General features: G+C 54.1%; 16 protein-coding genes. 10 read left to right on the top strand and 6 right to left on the bottom strand.

What is annotated here, in order from left to right:
- Window positions 1–380, top strand: a 380-nt coding sequence (locus EV12_RS08520; protein WP_036914564.1) for a sigma factor-like helix-turn-helix DNA-binding protein, incomplete at its 5' end; no start/stop codon positions are given.
- On the opposite strand, the gene EV12_RS08525 is transcribed toward EV12_RS08520, so the two are convergent.
- From EV12_RS08525 to EV12_RS08535, 3 genes are read right to left on the bottom strand one after another with little or no spacing between them, the layout of a single operon-like run.
- Window positions 365–1,297, bottom strand: a complete 933-nt coding sequence (locus EV12_RS08525) for an alpha/beta fold hydrolase (RefSeq protein WP_413349995.1) — start codon at window positions 1,295–1,297, stop codon at window positions 365–367. The genes EV12_RS08520 and EV12_RS08525 overlap by 16 nt on opposite strands.
- On the bottom strand, window positions 1,294–4,554 hold the full coding sequence (locus tag EV12_RS08530) for an efflux RND transporter permease subunit (protein WP_036914567.1): 3,261 nt from the start codon (window positions 4,552–4,554) through the stop codon (window positions 1,294–1,296). The genes EV12_RS08525 and EV12_RS08530 overlap by 4 nt, the downstream gene beginning before the upstream one ends.
- 6 nt (window positions 4,555–4,560) lie before the next feature.
- Window positions 4,561–5,724: an efflux RND transporter periplasmic adaptor subunit gene (locus tag EV12_RS08535; RefSeq protein WP_036914570.1), complete on the bottom strand. Its 1,164-nt coding sequence runs from the start codon at window positions 5,722–5,724 to the stop codon at window positions 4,561–4,563.
- 105 nt (window positions 5,725–5,829) lie between these two features.
- On the opposite strand from EV12_RS08535, the gene EV12_RS08540 reads away from it, so the two are divergent.
- From EV12_RS08540 to EV12_RS08550, 3 genes are all read left to right on the top strand, one after another.
- The gene (locus EV12_RS08540) at window positions 5,830–6,447 is read left to right on the top strand and encodes a succinate dehydrogenase (protein ID WP_036914573.1); all 618 of its coding nucleotides are present in this window, start codon (window positions 5,830–5,832) and stop codon (window positions 6,445–6,447) included.
- Window positions 6,448–6,552: 105 nt separating this feature from the next.
- Window positions 6,553–8,463 carry a fumarate reductase/succinate dehydrogenase flavoprotein subunit gene (locus tag EV12_RS08545; RefSeq protein WP_036914576.1) on the top strand — a complete coding sequence of 637 codons (1,911 nt, stop codon included), beginning with the start codon at window positions 6,553–6,555 and terminating at the stop codon, window positions 8,461–8,463.
- Complete coding sequence (locus tag EV12_RS08550) at window positions 8,460–9,197, top strand: succinate dehydrogenase/fumarate reductase iron-sulfur subunit (protein WP_036914578.1); 738 nt, start codon at window positions 8,460–8,462, stop codon at window positions 9,195–9,197. The genes EV12_RS08545 and EV12_RS08550 overlap by 4 nt, the downstream gene beginning before the upstream one ends.
- Window positions 9,198–9,223: 26 nt before the next feature.
- Here EV12_RS08550 and EV12_RS08555 read toward each other — a convergent pair whose 3' ends face one another.
- Window positions 9,224–10,177, bottom strand: a complete 954-nt coding sequence (locus tag EV12_RS08555; protein ID WP_036914581.1) for an isopenicillin N synthase family dioxygenase — start codon at window positions 10,175–10,177, stop codon at window positions 9,224–9,226.
- Window positions 10,178–10,243: 66 nt separating this feature from the next.
- Window positions 10,244–10,387, bottom strand: coding sequence for a hypothetical protein (locus EV12_RS14215; protein WP_193742189.1), 144 nt, complete (start codon window positions 10,385–10,387; stop codon window positions 10,244–10,246).
- Window positions 10,388–10,659: 272 nt separating this feature from the next.
- On the opposite strand from EV12_RS14215, the gene EV12_RS08560 reads away from it, so the two are divergent.
- The 4 genes from EV12_RS08560 (at window position 10,660) to EV12_RS08575 (ending at window position 13,940) form a co-directional block, all read left to right on the top strand.
- Window positions 10,660–11,388 carry a phosphatase PAP2 family protein gene (locus EV12_RS08560; RefSeq protein ID WP_052039505.1) on the top strand — a complete coding sequence of 243 codons (729 nt, stop codon included), beginning with the start codon at window positions 10,660–10,662 and terminating at the stop codon, window positions 11,386–11,388.
- Between the two features lie 111 nt (window positions 11,389–11,499).
- Entirely contained in the window at window positions 11,500–11,709 is a 210-nt protein-coding gene (locus EV12_RS08565; protein ID WP_193742190.1) for a hypothetical protein, read from the top strand.
- On the top strand, window positions 11,709–12,875 hold the full coding sequence (gene mutT, locus EV12_RS08570; RefSeq protein WP_036914587.1) for an 8-oxo-dGTP diphosphatase MutT: 1,167 nt from the start codon (window positions 11,709–11,711) through the stop codon (window positions 12,873–12,875). Before EV12_RS08565 ends, mutT begins: the two co-directional genes overlap by 1 nt.
- A gap of 24 nt (window positions 12,876–12,899) precedes the next feature.
- A complete protein-coding gene (locus EV12_RS08575) occupies window positions 12,900–13,940 on the top strand; it encodes a carbohydrate kinase family protein (protein ID WP_036914590.1) in 1,041 nt (346 codons plus the stop codon).
- Here the strand turns inward: EV12_RS08575 and tsaE are convergent.
- Entirely contained in the window at window positions 13,889–14,362 is a 474-nt protein-coding gene (gene tsaE / locus EV12_RS08580) for a tRNA (adenosine(37)-N6)-threonylcarbamoyltransferase complex ATPase subunit type 1 TsaE (RefSeq protein WP_052039611.1), read from the bottom strand. The genes EV12_RS08575 and tsaE overlap by 52 nt on opposite strands.
- A 70-nt stretch (window positions 14,363–14,432) precedes the next feature.
- Here tsaE and ahcY point away from each other — a divergent pair, with 70 nt between their 5' ends.
- Together ahcY and EV12_RS08590 are read left to right on the top strand one after the other, a co-directional pair.
- Complete coding sequence (ahcY, locus tag EV12_RS08585; protein ID WP_036914594.1) at window positions 14,433–15,863, top strand: adenosylhomocysteinase; 1,431 nt, start codon at window positions 14,433–14,435, stop codon at window positions 15,861–15,863.
- 504 nt (window positions 15,864–16,367) lie between these two features.
- The coding region (locus EV12_RS08590) for a hypothetical protein (RefSeq protein WP_036914595.1) at window positions 16,368–16,604 on the top strand (237 nt) is incomplete at its 3' end.

Genomic DNA, 16,604 nt, shown 5'->3' on the forward strand with positions numbered 1-16,604 from the left:
AGTTTGTGGAGTTGCCCGAGGAGGAGGTGAAGGATCTGATGTGCCGTGCACGTCAGCCGGTGAGTTTGGAGATGAAGGTGGGAGATGGGGATGAAACGGAGTTGCTTGAGTTGCTTGCCGGGGAAGAGGAGTTACCGAGTGAGCAGGTGGAAGTGGATTGCATGAAAGGCGATTTACGTAGCTTGCTGGAAAAGTTGCCCGAGCTGCAGGGTCGTGTGCTGCGGATGCGATATGGGATAGACGGCGGAGAGCCAATGAACCTCACCGGGATTGGCCGCATCCTCGACATCAGTCGTGACCGTGTGCGCAATCTGGAGCGCCATGGACTCAATGGTTTGCGCCAGTTGAGTGAAACGGTGGAGGCCTATGCGGCTTGCTGAATGATTCTGAGCAGCAGAGGATTGACCTCTTCAGGAGCTTCGTCGTGTGGGCAATGCCCTGCACCATCGACCACTGATAGGGAGCGAATACAAGGCAGCAACGCAGCCCAGCGACGGGCTTCCTGCAACGGTTCCCATGGATCGGCTGCCCCCCAGATCAGATCCACTGGCATGTTTAGATCAGCCATCAGCTCAGGTGCTAGGTGATCATCGAACAGGTTGATGAAGCCGCGGAATGCCTCAGAAGCATTTTGTCGCTGGGCTGGTTTTTGCAGCAAGCTCATCAGCGATTCATCCACATTGCAGCCGCTGGGGTAGGCCTGCTTCAAAACTTGTTGGATCACTCTGGGATTGGCGGCATTGCGGAACAGACTTCGACTTAGCCAGCGCTGTCGAACTAAGGTCTTCAGCGAGGGTCGCAGCCAGCGCATCATGACGGGTTGCTCATGCAACCGCTTGTCGTCCATTGTGCGTTGGGCGCAATTGATCAGGACAACACCGGAACAACACTCTTCGATGATCTGTGCGGTGCGTAGAGCAATGACGCCGCCAATGGAATTGCCTACTAGGACCACAGGTGTCTTTACAACCTCGCGGCAGAAGTCGGCGACCTGGCTGCCCCAGCTATCAAAGCTGTAGCTGAAATGATCTGGATGGTGTGACTCGTCAGTTAGCCGTGCGCGTGGTTGACTGCTACCCCCGAAGCCGATTAGGTCAATGGCGTAGCAAGTGGAGACCTCGGCCAGAGCCGGTTGGTTGTGTCGCCAATGGTCTTTGTTGGCTCCAAAACCGTGGATGAGAACGGTTGCTATAGACGTGGTTGTAGACGATGGTGATGCATTGACGGGGCCATGCGAACTCCAGGCCACATCCAACCCATGCCATCGCCAAATATGTTGCTGAATTGATGAGCTCAAGTTTTTGCTTCGCTGCCAAACCAGCGCTCTTCCAGATTTTTGACTACGACATAAAACGGTGGCACCACGCCTAGGGACAGCACGGTTGCCACCACGAGTCCCCCAAAGATCACAGTGCCCAGAGATTGTTGGCTGTGAGCGCCTGCTCCGTTGGCGACCACCAATGGCAGAAAGCCAGCCATTGCGGCAATGGCTGTCATCAGGATTGGACGCAGCCGTGATTCAGCAGATTCGATGACGGCATCCTTTGCACTTTTCCCTTGCGCCAGCTTTTGCTCGGCCAATTCCACGATCAAGATGCCGTTTTTCGCTGCCAAACCGATCAGGGTGACCAAGCCCACTTGGGCATAGATGTTGAGATCGATGGAGCGGATTGCGAGAAAGGCCAGTGCGCCAAGCATGGCGAGGGGGACTGTCGCCAGAATGATCACGGGTGTGACATAGCTTTCGTATTGCGCGGAAAGCACCAGATAAACCACCAAAATTCCCAGGCCAAACACCAGCACACCAGCGTTGCCTGCTGAAATTTGCAGGGCGGCCAGGCCGGTGAAGGCGGAGCCGATGTTGGTGAAATTTTGACGGTTGAAGAGTTGTTGGATTGTCTGCAGAGCTTGGCCACTACTCTTGCCGATTGCTTCTGCTCCTTGAATCAGCACAGTCCGATAAAGGTTGTAGTGGCTGATTACAGTTGGGGCACTACTTAGTTCTGCTGCTGCGAACTGCGAAACTTGCACCATCTGGCCATCTTTACTTTTGACGTAGTAGCTGAGGATGTCGTCAATAGTTGAACGCTGTTCGGCGGAACCCTGAAGGTAGATATTGCGCACCTGCCCGCTTTCATAGGTAAGGCCGCTGTAGTTACTGCCAGCTAAAGCGGCAATGGTATCCATGGCCTCTTGATAGTCAACGTTGAGAGCACCCATGACATCGCGATCCACTTGCAAGCCGATGGCTGGTGAGCTGGGATTGAATTGCGTGTAGAGGCTGGAGAAATCCCCGCTCGCATTGGCGGTTTTGATCAGCTCTCCAGCCATGTTGGAGAGTTCATTGAGGCTGTAGCTGCCGTTGCTGAGATCATTGAACTGAAAATAGAAGCCACCTTGAGAGGAGAAGCCCGGCACGGCTGGTGGCCCTGCCGCGACAGCCAGGCCACTACTGAGTTGGATTAACTTTTCGTTTAGGCGGGCGATGATGGCATCTGCACTGTTGCCGCTGCCTTTGCGGTCTGCCAGGGGTTTGAATCCATAAAAGAAGAGACCCTGGTCTGGACTGGATCCATTGAAGCCGGCACCACTGATCACTCCGGCATTGGCCACGTCGTGCTCTTCACTCAAGACTTTGGCAATTTCTGCGCCAAGTTTTTGCGTTTCGACGAGTGAGGCACCATTTTGAAGTTGGAAGAAGCCAAGCCCATAGCCCTGGTCTTCCTCGGGAATGAAGGCTGTCGGAATGGCTGTGAAAGCCAGGCTGGTGAGCACAATGCCACCGATCAGGGCAGCCATGATCAAGCGGCGGATGTTGATCAGGCGGGTCAGTAGACGTGCGTAGCCGCTTTGCAAGCGGTTGAAGTTGTTATTGAAGATTCTGAAAATTGTGGTCAAATTGGCGCCTGCGTAGGCACCAACCGCCATGCCAAGGATGTAAGTCCAGTTGCCAAATGATGCGGCACTAAAGCGACCGAAGGCCAATCCTGTGAGAACTCCAGCGACGATCCAGCTCCAACCCTTTGGCTCGCGAGCTTTCTCTTGGCGAAGAATTAGCCCAGACAACATCGGAGAGAAAGTCAGGGCATTGAATGCGGAGATGGCTATGGAGAAGGCAATGGTGAGAGCAAATTGCTTGTAAATGATGCCGATACCACCTGGATAGAAGGCCACCGGCACGAACACCGCCATCAACACCAAGGCTGTGGCGACGAGCGCTCCGAACAGCTCGCCCATGCATTCCAGTGCGGCAGCGCGGGGCTTCATGCCCTTCTCGATGTTGCTCGAAACCGCTTCAATCACCACGATCGCGTCATCAACGACAAGGCCTGTGGCTAAAACCAGGCCGAGCAATGTGAGTTGGTTGATCGAGAAACCGAAGACTTTCAGAAAGGCAAAGGTGCCAATGAGAGAGATCGGAATCGCCAGGCTGGGCACCACCGTGGCTCGCCAGTTCTGCAAGAACACAAACAGAATCACCAGCACCAACACGATCGCTAGACCGAGTGCATCAACGACTCCTTCGACAGAGGATTCAATGAATTGACCGATGTTATAAATCTCTGAGACGGTGACGCCGGGCGGTACAACTTCGGCAAAATTATTGATTTCTTCGACAACCGCTTGTGACACATCCAGTGCATTGCTGGATGGTGTCTGATAAACACCCAAGATCATGGCCGGTAAACTGCTTTTATCGATCGCGTCGACCGCGTAGGTGTCGGTGCCATAGCGAACTTCACCAACATCTCTGAGTTTCAGCAGATTTCCGCTTGGGGTTCGACTAATGATCAGGTTGTTGAAGTCTTCAATTGAAGTCAGAAAGCCATTTCCTTCTACCAGTATTGGATAGGTATATCTCTGGTCGCCAGATGCTGGCGGACCACCAACGAGGCCACCAACAGCAACGCTGTTTTGTGATTGCACCGCTTGGATCACATCTTCGGATGTGAGTTGGTAGGCGGCCAATTTTTCGGGATTAACAAATAACCAGAAGGCTGGATTGGCTCCGCCATAAACCGTGACTTGGGCGACGCCTTCAACTCGTGAAAGCGGGTAATAAAGTTGCTCATAAATCAGTCCATTCAGGTACGCCGCATCAAATTGACCCTCCGTGGATCCGACCTGATAAGCAAGCAGGATTGAAGGGGTGCTTTGTGTTACAGCAACCCCAGAGGCAGAGACTTGCTGTGGCAGCTGGGGCATCGCCAGGGACACCCTGTTTTGCACATTGACCTGGTCGATATTGATATCTGTCGACTCATCGAAATAGACACTGATTGTGCTGTTCCCCTCCATATCGCTATTGGAGGAGATGTAGCTGATGCCAGGCACACCATTGATCTGCTGCTCGAGTGGATTGGTGACTGCTTGTTCGGTGACTTTCGCGTTCGCCCCCCCATAGACCGCTGAAACTTGAATCAGGGGGTTGGCGATATTGGGCAGGTTGGCAATCGGCAGGCTGGGAATGGCGATGACTCCAACCAGCACGATCAGGATGCTGCAAACGGTTGTGAGAACCGGCCGCTTGATGAACTTGTCGGAAAAAGACATCGCTTCTTAGGGCCTGCCTTGCTGTTTTGTTGTGGTTGAGGAGCTTGTGGAGGGCACGTGAACGGGCATCCCACTACGGAGGCGGCTGGTGTTGCTGATGGCGACGTTGTCGCCTTGTTTTAAGCCTGAGGTGACGGGGTAGTAGTTGTTTTGTAGTGAACCAAGCTTCACTTGAGTTTGCACAACGACTGGTGTATTCGATGGCATTCTTTCCAGCTTGCGTTTGTTTTTTTCTGGAACAGTTGTCGATGCTTTGATTTTTGGCAGGATTATTTTGAGAGGTAGAACTTTGTAGACGAAAGGTTGTTCGGCCTGCATTAATACTGCTTGAACAGGCACTGCTAGAATTTTCTTTTGGCTTGTAATGATACGGCTTTGTACGAATTGTCCGGTTTTAAGTTCGCCTGTGAGGTTTGGAAATATTGCCTTAATTAATAGAGTATTGGGTGATTGTTTCTGATCATTGATTGCGTAATAAGGGGAGATGAAAACGACGGAACCCTTGCCTTGAACCGGTGGGGTTGACTGTGACATCACCTCAACGGTTTGCCCCAGTTTGATTTTGCTGGCTTGAGCCGCTGGAATTTCCATCAGCGTCCAGAGGTTTGAGTTGTCAACGATCCCTGTAATGGTTTGGCCTTCTTTGACGTAGTCGCCGAGTTTGACGCTGTCGAGATCGCCAATAATTCCATTGATTGGCGAGCGCACAAATTTGTAGTTGAGTGTGGCCCGATCGGCTTTTGCTTTGTCGCGAGACTCGATGGCCTGGGTTGCATATCGATCGCGAGTCTTTGCGGAGGTTGCTCCTTGTTGGTAAAGGAATTCAAAACGCTCAGCATTAAGCTTGTCTTTCAGCGCTTTGGCTTTTGAGGAATCAAGAGCTGCCGATTGCTGCACATTGTCCAGCACGAGAATGGCTTGACCAGCCTTTACCTGTTGGCCTTCCTTGGCCAGTATCTTGACGACTGAGCCGGACGTCTCGGGAGTCAACGAAACGTTTGTGCTCGATTCGAGCATGCTGATGGCGGTGATCGATGGCGCAAAATCCGCCAGCTTGATTTGACTTGTTTGGATGGCGAGTAATTTCTGAGCAGACTTCTGACCATGGCCGCAGCCCGCCATCATCACCATGACTGCCAGTAAGACAATGGAGGTGGGGCGAGATGCCATTCGACAATTAGTTTTTGTAGCAAGATAACGCTATCTGGTTGCTAGAGCCGTCACGCCCTTGTCATCAAGATCCTTTGGATTTGACAATGCTTTGACGCTGAACTGATGGGGGTATTTGTGGTTCGGTTTTGGGTCGCGTTGTCAGGGTTGCTCTTGGTGGCTTTTGTGCTGGTGCATCTGGCTGGAGTGCTTTTGGCAGCTTGGGCTCCGGCTAGTTTTGAAATGTATGCAGCGTCTTTGCATCAAGCTGTTGCTTTGCCGTTTTTAGAGCTTGGCTTGCTGGTAACAGCATTGAGCCATGTGGGCTTGAGCCTCATGAAGGCCATCAACAATCGATTGGCTGGTAATCAGGCGATGCTTGTCAGCCGTCGCGATGATCCTTGGGCTGCTTTCGCTGCAGCGAGTCAAGCCATGGGTGGTTTGTTGCTTTTGGTGTTTCTTGGATTGCATCTCAGCCAGTTGCGCTGGCCCCGGCCGGGTGCTGGTGAAGAGTTGGTTGCCTTGCGAGCCGTTTTGTCGCAGCCCGTCAGCCTGGCTATTTATCTAGCTGCGGCCTTGGCAGTGGGTCTGCACCTTTTTCATGGAGGCGAGGCTGCTCATCGCAGTCTGGGGCTTTTGGATCCTATGAATGCTGGTCGGATTCGCAAGGCTGCTCGTGGGATGGCCTGGTTGGTGGCTGGAGGCTTCATCCTGGGGACCTTGTGGCTTGCTTATTCCATTTAGAGGCTGACTGATGATCGATGGTGAGTGGTGTTTTCGATTGGTCATCTCCCTTAGATGGCTAGTGCAGTCTCTTTCTGCTTATCGTTTAGGAGTAGGGCGTAGCTGATGTTGCTCGATCCCAACTCGCCTGGAGGTCCTATGGCTGGCTCCTGGCAGCGAACCCGTGAATCCATGCCAGGGGTCAGTCCAGAGCGTAAGAGCGAATTGAATATTTTAGTTGTTGGTACTGGCCTAGCAGGTGCATCAGCGGCAGCCACTCTGGCTGAACAGGGTTATCAGGTCAGGGTGCTTAGCTTTCATGACAGCCCGCGCCGGGCTCATTCTGTTGCTGCTCAAGGTGGGATCAACGCGGCTCGCGCAGTAGACGTTGAGGATGCAGGCATTAACAGTCTTTTTGTTGACACCGTCCGTGGTGGTGACTTTCGTGCGCGCGAGGTTGGTTGTCAACGCTTGGCTGAGATCAGCAGCGCGATCATCGATCAGTGCGTTGCTCAAGGGGTTCCCTTCGCTCGCGAGTATGGCGGCCAATTGACCACCCGTCGTTTTGGTGGTGCATTGGTGAGTCGCACGTTCTACGCTCGCGGCCAGACTGGTCAACAGTTGCTTTATGGCGCCTATCAGGCGCTGATGCGTCAAGTGTCTGCCGGCAGAGTTGAGCTGTTGACCCGACGCGATGTCTTGGAGTTGATCACCGTAGAAGGTGTAGCTCGCGGTGTCGTTTGCCGCCACTTGCTCAACGGTGAGTTGGAAGTGCATACCGCTCAGGCTGTGGTATTGGCGAGTGGTGGCTATAGCAACGTCTACTTTCTTTCGACGAACTCTCTTAAATCAAATGCCAGTGCGATTTGGCGGGCTCATTGCCAGGGCGCTGGATTCGCCAACCCCTGCTTTACGCAGATCCATCCCACATGCATTCCCAGCGGCGGCACGTATCAGAGCAAATTAACGCTGATGAGCGAGAGCCTGCGTAATGATGGCCGTGTTTGGCTGCCATTGCTCTCGGGAGAGAGGCGAGCTGCCAATGAAATCCCTGAGGCAGAGCGTGATTACTTCCTAGAGCGTCAGTACCCCACTTACGGCAACATGGTTCCTCGCGATGTGGCCTCTCGCAGGGGGCGTGAACGTTGCAATGCTGGCTATGGAGTGGGGCCCGGTGGCCGCTCGATCTATCTCGATCTGCGTGATGCGATTGCCAGTGAAGGTAGGGATGCGATTGAGACGCGTTACGGCAACCTCCTGGAGATGTATGAGCGGATTAGTGGAGACGATCCATATGAAACGCCGATGCGTATTTATCCGGCCCCTCATTACACGATGGGAGGCCTCTGGGTTGACTATCAGTTGATGAGTTCAATTCCTGGTTTGTTTGTGTTAGGGGAGGCCAATTTTTCTGAACATGGTGCAAACCGGCTTGGAGCGAGTGCGCTGATGCAGAGCTTGGCCGATGGCTACTTCATTGCGCCCGAAACTGTGACGGCTTGGTTGTCTGGCCATGGCACCGATGCCATCGCTCAGGATCATCCAGCTTGTCGTGAAGCCCTCCATCAGACACGTGGACGCATCCAGGCGTTGCTTCAGGTTGCTGGTACCACTCCTGTGGATGCTTTTCATCGCGAGCTTGGTGTGGTCATGATTGGGCGCTGCGGCATTAGTCGTGATGCTGAAGGTTTGCGTGCTGGTTTGCAGGAAGTGGCGGCGCTTGAGCAACGTTTCCAACAGGAATTATGTGTACCGGGTGGTGCAGATGAGCCCAATCCTGAATTGGAGAAGGCGCTCAGGGTCGCTGATTTCTTTGGCTTGGCTCAATTGATGTTGCGTGATGCTTTGGCGAGAGAGGAATCCTGTGGTGCTCACTTCCGCGAAGAGCACCAGACAGCCGATGGAGAAGCCCTACGCAACGATGAACAGTTTGCTCATATCGCGATTTGGGAACATCGCGACCATGCTGAGCCGATGCGACATATTGAGCCGCTGTCGTTCACGGTGATGAAGCCCACAGCCCGTAGCTATCGATGAGCCGACTGCTCTCGCTGACCTTGCGCATTTGGCGCCAGGAGTCCTCTGATCAATATGGTGCTTTTCATCGCTACCAACTTGAGGGGTTGTCGGCTGATTTGTCGCTTTTGGAGGTTCTCGACCAGCTCAATGAGCAGTTGATTACGCAATCAGAACGACCGGTGCATTTCGACCATGACTGTCGCGAGGGTATTTGTGGCAGCTGTGGCTTTCTTGTCAATGGTCAGGCCCATGGGCCTCAGGCCGGCACCACTGTGTGTCAGCTCTATCTGCGGCAGTTCGCTGATGGCGACACGCTGACCTTGGAGCCATGGCGGGCAAGAGCTTTTCCTCTCATTCAAGACTTGGTGGTGGATCGCGCCTCGTTTGATCGCTTGATTGCAGCTGGTGGCTACTGCTCGGTGAATACGGGCCAGGCCCCTGATGGCAATGCTCTGTTGGTTCCACCCACGCAGGCAGTCTCTGCTTTCCAGACGGCAATATGCATTGGTTGTGGTGCTTGTGTTGCCAGTTGTCGCAATGCTTCTGCCAGTTTGTTTGTGGCGGCCAAGCTTGCCCATTTGGCTCAGTTGCCACAGGGCCAGCCCGAACGGCAGCAACGCGCAAGGGCATTGCAAGCGCAAATGGTTGAAGAGGGCTTTGGTAGTTGCAGCAGCCATTTGAATTGTGAGGCCGTTTGTCCGAAACAAATCTCCGCGGATTGGATCAGCTGGATGCATCGAGAGGTTCGTTGACTTTTAGTTGATTTTTTGGGGAGTTATTAAGTCATCAGTTTGATTTGGTACAGCACTTCCTCTAAGGCATCGGCAGCCATCACGCCGGCGAACCGTTGTGGATGGCTTTCATCGATGCAGCTGCTGAGTGGAGTGAGCAGGGTGGATGGTTTGGGGTGACAGAACTGCACAACACTGAGCCGCTCAAGATTGAATTGACTTGGTGCTAAGACGCGGTGCCAGCCGGTTGGGATGAGTCCATTGCTGATCCGTTCAAGCATCAAACCACTGTTGACGATCACTTGCCCTTCAGGTGCGATGGCATCAACCCAACAGCCATCGATGTAGACCTGCAGGCCTGGGGCCGTGGCTCGCGGCATGGCTGTAATCAGGTTGATGTCGCCATGAGCGGCGGCCCACATGTGCCCTTCAGCAGGTGCTTCGCTCATGGGTGGGTAGCGGATTGCTCTGGTGAGCGTTGGTGCGTCTTGGACCAGATCAGTGAAAAAATCATGATGGCAACCAAGGCCAGTAGCGATGATCCGCAGCACGCGACACTGCAACTCGGCGATGGCTTGATGGAAGGTTTGCAGCACTCCAGTGATTCCTGGCACGGCTACTTCTGGTAGGAGTTGTTCTGGATACAGCGTGGGGAAACGGCGGCGTAACGGGTGGTTGTCTGGGAGTGGTAATGCCCAGTTGAGCATTTCCTTCCAGTCGGGCAGTTTTTCTCCTGCCGCTGTTTCTACAAGTGTGTCTGTATAGCCAGTTTGGCCAAAGGCTTCGGGCACGTTGAATTGTCGCTTTGTTGTCGTCTCAAGAGCAAAGAAACGGCTCAACATCCCGTAGGCCTCATCGAGAAGCGCCGAGGGGAGATCACTGCTTGTTACTACAAATCCCGTCCCGAGGCTGCGCATCAGCCCGTCAACGACAGCTGCTTGTTGAGATTTCGTGCCTTGTTCAAAAGCCAGCAGGTCAACATCAAGAATCGTTTGGTTCAAGCAATGGCCTGGTTGAACGAACGCTGAAATGGTGCCTTAAAAAATCGTTGCAGCCCAGGTAGTTCTTTAGAGGTTGGTGGTCAGTTGTTGATTCATGTTGGCGACTTCATGGCTCAGGGGTGAGAAGGTTCGAGTCAACAGTGCCGAGAGTTGCTCGATCAACGTTGACCCGAGATGCGTCAGCAGCTTTTGGCTTGGTGGGAAGTCCATGGTCGTAAGGACATTGCTATCAAGCCTTGGATGTTCACAGTCGATGGACGTTCCACACCTTTTATTAGCTAGCGATGACGCCCTGAACTCTCACTTCGCTCCTATCGGGCTCGTTTAACGAAGTGATGGCGGATGCTTTCTGCTTGCTTTGGGCCCATGGCGACGGTCGTTGGCCTGGTAGCAGATGCCTGAGATGAGTTGGAGGCAACTGAATCGCCTTGCCGATTGGCTAGGTCTTACTTAAGAACTAAAATCACTTGAAAACTTAAATGATGCTTCGGGTTTCGCTCTTCGCATGGGCCTTGCTGGCGGGTGTGAGTACAGCCACGATTGCTCCTGCCAGAGCGAATCCAGCGGATGGCTTCCAGCTCCGTTTTGCCCCCTTAGCGGATGTGGTCGGGATGCCACCGGCAACGAACAGTGATGGATGGAAAAGGGATCTGGCGGTGGTGCGTTGGCAGCAATTTGCGCGTGATTCCGAGTTGGTGGGCCATGCATGGAGCTACCTCGATCGCGACATCGGTCGATTTCAAGCGGCCATTGGTTCGGATTTCGTGAAGACAGCACCACGCATCCGGGCAGGCGTGCCGCAATTCGTGCGCTTGGCTGATGAGGTTAAAAACCAGCTCAAGGATGCAATGGGCCGTTCACGTCCGTTCGTGACCCATCAGGATCTCAAGCCCTGTCTCCCTCGTGAGGACTCGGCAAGCTATCCCAGTGGCCATGCCACTTGGTATGTAACCACTAGCTTGCTTCTGGCGGACCTTCTGCCGGAACGCCGTGAGCGCTTGCTGGCGGTTGGTCATCAGGGGATGGCGGCTCGCGTGACATGCGGCATGCACTACCCGAGTGATGTGGAAGCGGGTCAACGTCTTGGGGAAGCTGCTGTGAAACAGATCCTGCGTAGCCCTCAGTGGAAGCGTTTCAAGCTGTCTGTTCAGCCAGAGGTCAAGGCACTGATCTCGCCACCGGCAGCGGGGATGCCAGTTGTCTACGACTAGTGCTCGGGGTTATGCGATAAGCGGGGTTATGCGATCAAGGCCAGAGGAGTTCGTCTTGGGGGGTACAGGCCAGGCGCGGCTGAGAAGGCTTCAGAGCGAAAGAGGACGGCTGTGGCAGAGGCCGAGAGTCTGCGTGGAGTCCTTGAGCCAATGGTTCGTGCAGGCTTGAGTTACCGAGCCATGGCTGATGCGCTTGCAGGTGTTGGCAAGCTCAGTAGTACAGGGCGTCCTCTCGCGCCGGCGCAGATGGGTCGGATCCTGCAGCGCTTGGGCTTGTTGGGAAAGCTTCTGGGCAGTGACCAGGCTTGGGTCGCTGCCTGATGCGTCAACGAAGCAGCGCCGAGCATCGCGACCTCTGCGCGCTAGCGCCTGAGCTCAGTGAATCCCTTGTGGCCTGGTGGGAAGTTCATGGTCGGAAGGACCCTGCGCTAAAGCCTTGGATGTTTCGCGCTGACGGACGTTGGCCTGCTCCTGAAGAGGCGCTCGATCCCTACGGCATCTGGATCGCGGAGGTGATGCTGCAGCAAACCCAGTTGGCTGTGGTACTGCCGTATTGGCGGCGCTGGATGGAGGTGCTTCCGACGGTGGAGGCGTTAGCCGCGGCATCCCTGGATCAGGTGCGTTTGCAATGGCAGGGTCTTGGCTATTACTCCCGGGCCCGTCGGCTCCACGATGCGGCGCAGACGTTGGAGACTCAGCGCTGGCCCCGCTCGCTCGAGGGCTGGACGGCTTTGCCGGGCATCGGTCGCACCACCGCCGCCAGCATTCTCTCCAGCGTCTTCAATGATCCGCTGCCGATCCTGGATGGCAACGTCAAACGGGTGTTGGCGCGATTGAAGGCCCATCCGCGCCCGCCGGCCCGCGATGACGCGCTGTTCTGGAGCTGGAGCGAAGCTTTGCTGGATCCGTTGCGGCCTCGAGACTTCAACCAGGCGCTGATGGATCTTGGGGCCACGGTCTGCACACCCCGCCAACCCTCATGCACGCTGTGCCCCTGGCGCTTGCACTGTGTTGCCTACGCTGCCGGCGATCCAAACCGCTGGCCCGTGACCGACGCCTCCAAGCCCCTGCCCTTCCAGGTGATCGGTGTGGGTGTTGTGGTCAATGCCGCTGGCGAGGTGTTGATTGATCAGCGCTTGGAGGAGGGGCTGCTGGGCGGGATGTGGGAGTTCCCCGGTGGCAAGCAGGAGGTTGGCGAAGCCATCGAAGCCACCATTGCTCGCGAGCTCAGGGAGGAATTGGCGATTGAAGTGCAGGTGGGTGAGCAGCTGATTGCTCTTGACCATGCCTACAGCCATAAGAAGCTTCGCTTTGTTGTTCATCTCTGCCGCTGGATTGCAGGAGAACCAAAGCCTTTGGCGAGTCAGCAGGTGTGCTGGGTGAAGCCTCAATCTCTTTCTGACTATCCTTTCCCGGCAGCCAATGCGCGCATGATTGCCGCGTTGATTGATCATCTGCGTGCAGACACCCTTAGCCAGCTTTCCTAGTTTTAAGTCAGCAGCTCTTGCCTGATGACGGGGACCAATCTGGTTCACAGCAACGAGCCTGAGGTGATTTGCTTGGGCGAGGCGTTGGTGGATCGTCTTGGCCCGTTAGGGGGAGATCCAGCTGTGGATCAGCCTGTGGAGGATTGCCTAGGGGGAGCCCCTGCCAACGTGGCTTGTGGGTTGGCTCGGCTTGGTACCAAGGTGGCTTTTTTAGGTCGTCTTGGAGACGATGCCATCGGGGCCAGGTTTCGCGAATTGCTGAATACCCGAGGAGTGAATCTTGCTGGTTTAGAGATCGATCACCTTCGGCCAAGTCGCATTGTGTTGGTGCGTCGTGATCTCGATGGGGAGAGGGTTTTTCAGGGGTTTTCAGGCGATCGGGGAGACGGTTTTGCCGATCAGGCTCTGTCTGTAGATGAGTTGGCGGCCACTTGGCCTTTGGTGGTACATAAGGCGCGCTGGTTGTTGATCGGCTCCATTCCTTTGGCCACACCAGCTTCAGCCGAAGCCCTGCTTTGGTGTGTTGAGCAGGCTCAACAAGCTGGTCTTGAGATCGCATTGGATGTGAACTGGCGTCCAACCTTCTGGGACCCTGGCTGTTCTCCTGATAGTGGTCCGGATGAGAAGGCCTTGGCGGCGATTGCTTTGCTCCTGGAGCGTGCTTCTCTGCTCAAGCTGGCCAGAGAAGAGGCAGTTTGGTTCTTTGATACTGACGACCCTGCCGTGATTGCGCGATCCCTTCCGCAGCAGCCGGATGTGGTTGTTACCGATGGTGCGCGTCCGGTGCGGTGGTGGATCGGGGGTTGTGACGGTGAGATTGCAGCGCTTGCTCCTCCCTTTGTTGTCGACACCACCGGTGCTGGCGATGCGTTCTCGGCAGGATTGCTGCATCAATTGTTGATGGATGCCTCATCTCAACGAGATCCGATCAAGGTCCGTGAGATGGTTCGTTTTGCTGCAGCCTGTGGCGCGCTTGTTTGTGGAGGGGCTGGTGGTATCGATCCGCAGCCGTCTCAGATGCAAGTGGAGGAGTTTTTGGGGTCGGTCGCAGGTGATGTGAACTGAGCCAGACGACCTCCTTGAGCTCGATGCTGCAATTGCAATCTCCAGGCTTCAGGCAAGTTCAGGCTTAATCGATCGGGCCATTCCACGGCCATGAGGGCACCTAGTGCTTGGGCTTCTTCTTCCTCTTGCAGAAATAGCTCATTGGCAGTGCTGGGTTGCTCCAAGCGGTAGAGGTCCAGATGGATCAGAGGAGGATTACCGTCCGGGTAGTGCTGAGCAAGAGCGTATGTAGGCGATGTGATCGGCTCACGGATGCCGAGAGCGGTTGCGATGCCTTGCACCAGAGAGGTTTTGCCCGCTCCCATGGGCCCTTCTAGCAACAGCACTGATAAAGGAGGTAGCCGCTGGACAAGGGCTCTTCCTAGGCATCGAGTGGCATCAAGATTTTCAAGAATCCATGAGTCATCTGTAGATTGACCCATAAGCGATCCCGAAGTCTCGGCGACTTCGCTGAGATTTCCGTACACGATTCCCCCAAGGGAGCTTTAAACCATGGTGGCAGTGCCCACATCAACGGCCTCGTTGCAGGCCCCCCCTCAATACGTCGTAGCAGACATCGACCTAGCGGATTTTGGCCGCAAGGAATTGAGCATTGCTGAAACTGAGATGCCAGGTTTGATGGCCCTGAGGGTCAAGCACGGCAGCGAAAAACCTCTTAAGGGGGCTCGCATTGCTGGCAGTCTGCACATGACCATTCAGACCGGTGTGTTGATTGAGACGCTGGTGGCCCTCGGTGCTGACGTGCGCTGGGCTTCATGCAACATTTTTTCGACTCAAGATCACGCTGCTGCTGCTATTGCCGCTAGCGGCGTGCCTGTGTTTGCAACCAAAGGCGAGACTCTTGATGAGTATTGGGCCTATACCCATCGCATTCTCGAGTGGGGTGATGGTGGCACTCCCAACATGATCTTGGATGACGGCGGTGATGCAACTGGCTTGGTGATGCTGGGCAGCAAGGCCGAGAGCGATTGTTCTGTACTGGATAACCCAGGCAACGAGGAAGAGACGGCATTGTTTGCCTCGATTCGTACCAAGTTGGCCCAGGATTCCAGTTTTTATTCCCGCATCAAGAGCAATATTCAGGGAGTGACAGAAGAGACAACTACGGGTGTCGCGCGTCTGTATCAGATGCAAAAGAGTGGTGAATTGCCTTTCCCGGCGATCAATGTCAATGACTCTGTGACCAAGAGCAAGTTCGACAATCTCTATGGTTGTCGTGAATCTTTGGTGGATGGCATCAAGCGGGCCACTGATGTGATGGTCGCGGGGAAGGTGGCTTTGGTGATGGGCTATGGCGACGTGGGTAAGGGTTCAGCTCAATCGCTACGGGGCCTTGGTGCCACAGTGATGATTGCTGAAATTGACCCCATCTGTGCTCTTCAGGCAGCGATGGAGGGTTATCGGGTGGTGCGCCTGGATGAGGTTGTTCAGGATGTCGATATCTTTGTGACCTCTACAGGCAACTTTCAGGTGATTCGCCATGAACATCTGATCCGTATGAAAGATGAGGCTATTGTTTGCAATATCGGTCACTTTGATAATGAGATTGATGTTGCATCTTTGAAGGATTATCCCTGGGAGAACATCAAACCTCAGGTTGATCACATCACTCTTCCCAGCGGAAATAAGATCATTCTTCTGGCCGAAGGGCGTTTAGTGAACCTTGGTTGTGCTACCGGTCACCCGAGCTTTGTGATGAGCAATTCCTTTACCAATCAGGTGTTAGCTCAAATTGAGTTGTTTTCGAAAGGTGATCAGTATGCCGATCAGGTGTATGTGTTGCCTAAGCACCTAGATGAGATGGTGGCTCGCCTTCACTTGGAGAAGATTGGTGCGAGGCTTACTCAGCTCACTAAACAGCAGTCCGATTACATCAGTGTGCCTATTGAAGGTCCGTATAAGCCCGACCATTATCGCTACTGATTGTTGCCAGGAAGGCAAGCTTATTTTTCAGAATTAGGCTTGCCTGCCTGGTAAGAAGGTGACCCAAGAGCCGTTATAAACTGAGTGGCACAAAGAGATCAATGGAGCTGACTAACAGCTGTTTTTTGATTTAAAAAATAAAAAAGTTGGTTTCAGAGGATTACATCCTGCAAGTTCAATATCTTTATAGTATTTAAGCGGCCAGTCAAATTCTCGGTCAACTTTGCATTGAAGTCTTGTTTGTGATTGGGCCGGTTGTTAATACTTTGCTTGGAGTGAATTTGGCAGGTCAATACTTTGGTCTTGAGGCCATCAGTAATCAGTAATTAGGAAACATTTAAAGATGCCTTTCGAATGATTCGTCGACGCATTGTTGAGGTCTAAGGAGGCGTTAAGTCGCGTGAAGAGTGGCGACCTCTGTGAATCTTCTCTGACCGCGGCTGATCGCATGACCTTCAGGAACCCCGGTCCCATGGAAGACTTGCCTCGACTTCAGCGCGGTCCATGGGGCTCACCGAATTTGTTTCACAGCTTCCTGAGTGGATTGGCCAGGCCGTGGAGGCCAACCAGTGGATGGGTTATGGCGCGATATTCGCGGCCATGTTTCTGGAAAATCTCTTTCCACCGATTCCATCTGAGTTGATCATGCCTCTTGGCGGGTTCTATGTGCAGCAGGGGCAGCTGCAGTTCTTACCAGTGGTATTGGCCGGTTTGTTGGGCACCTTGTTGGGTGCTCTTCCT

The sequence above is a fragment of the Prochlorococcus sp. MIT 0701 genome, from assembly GCF_000760295.1.
GTDB lineage: Bacteria > Cyanobacteriota > Cyanobacteriia > PCC-6307 > Cyanobiaceae > Prochlorococcus.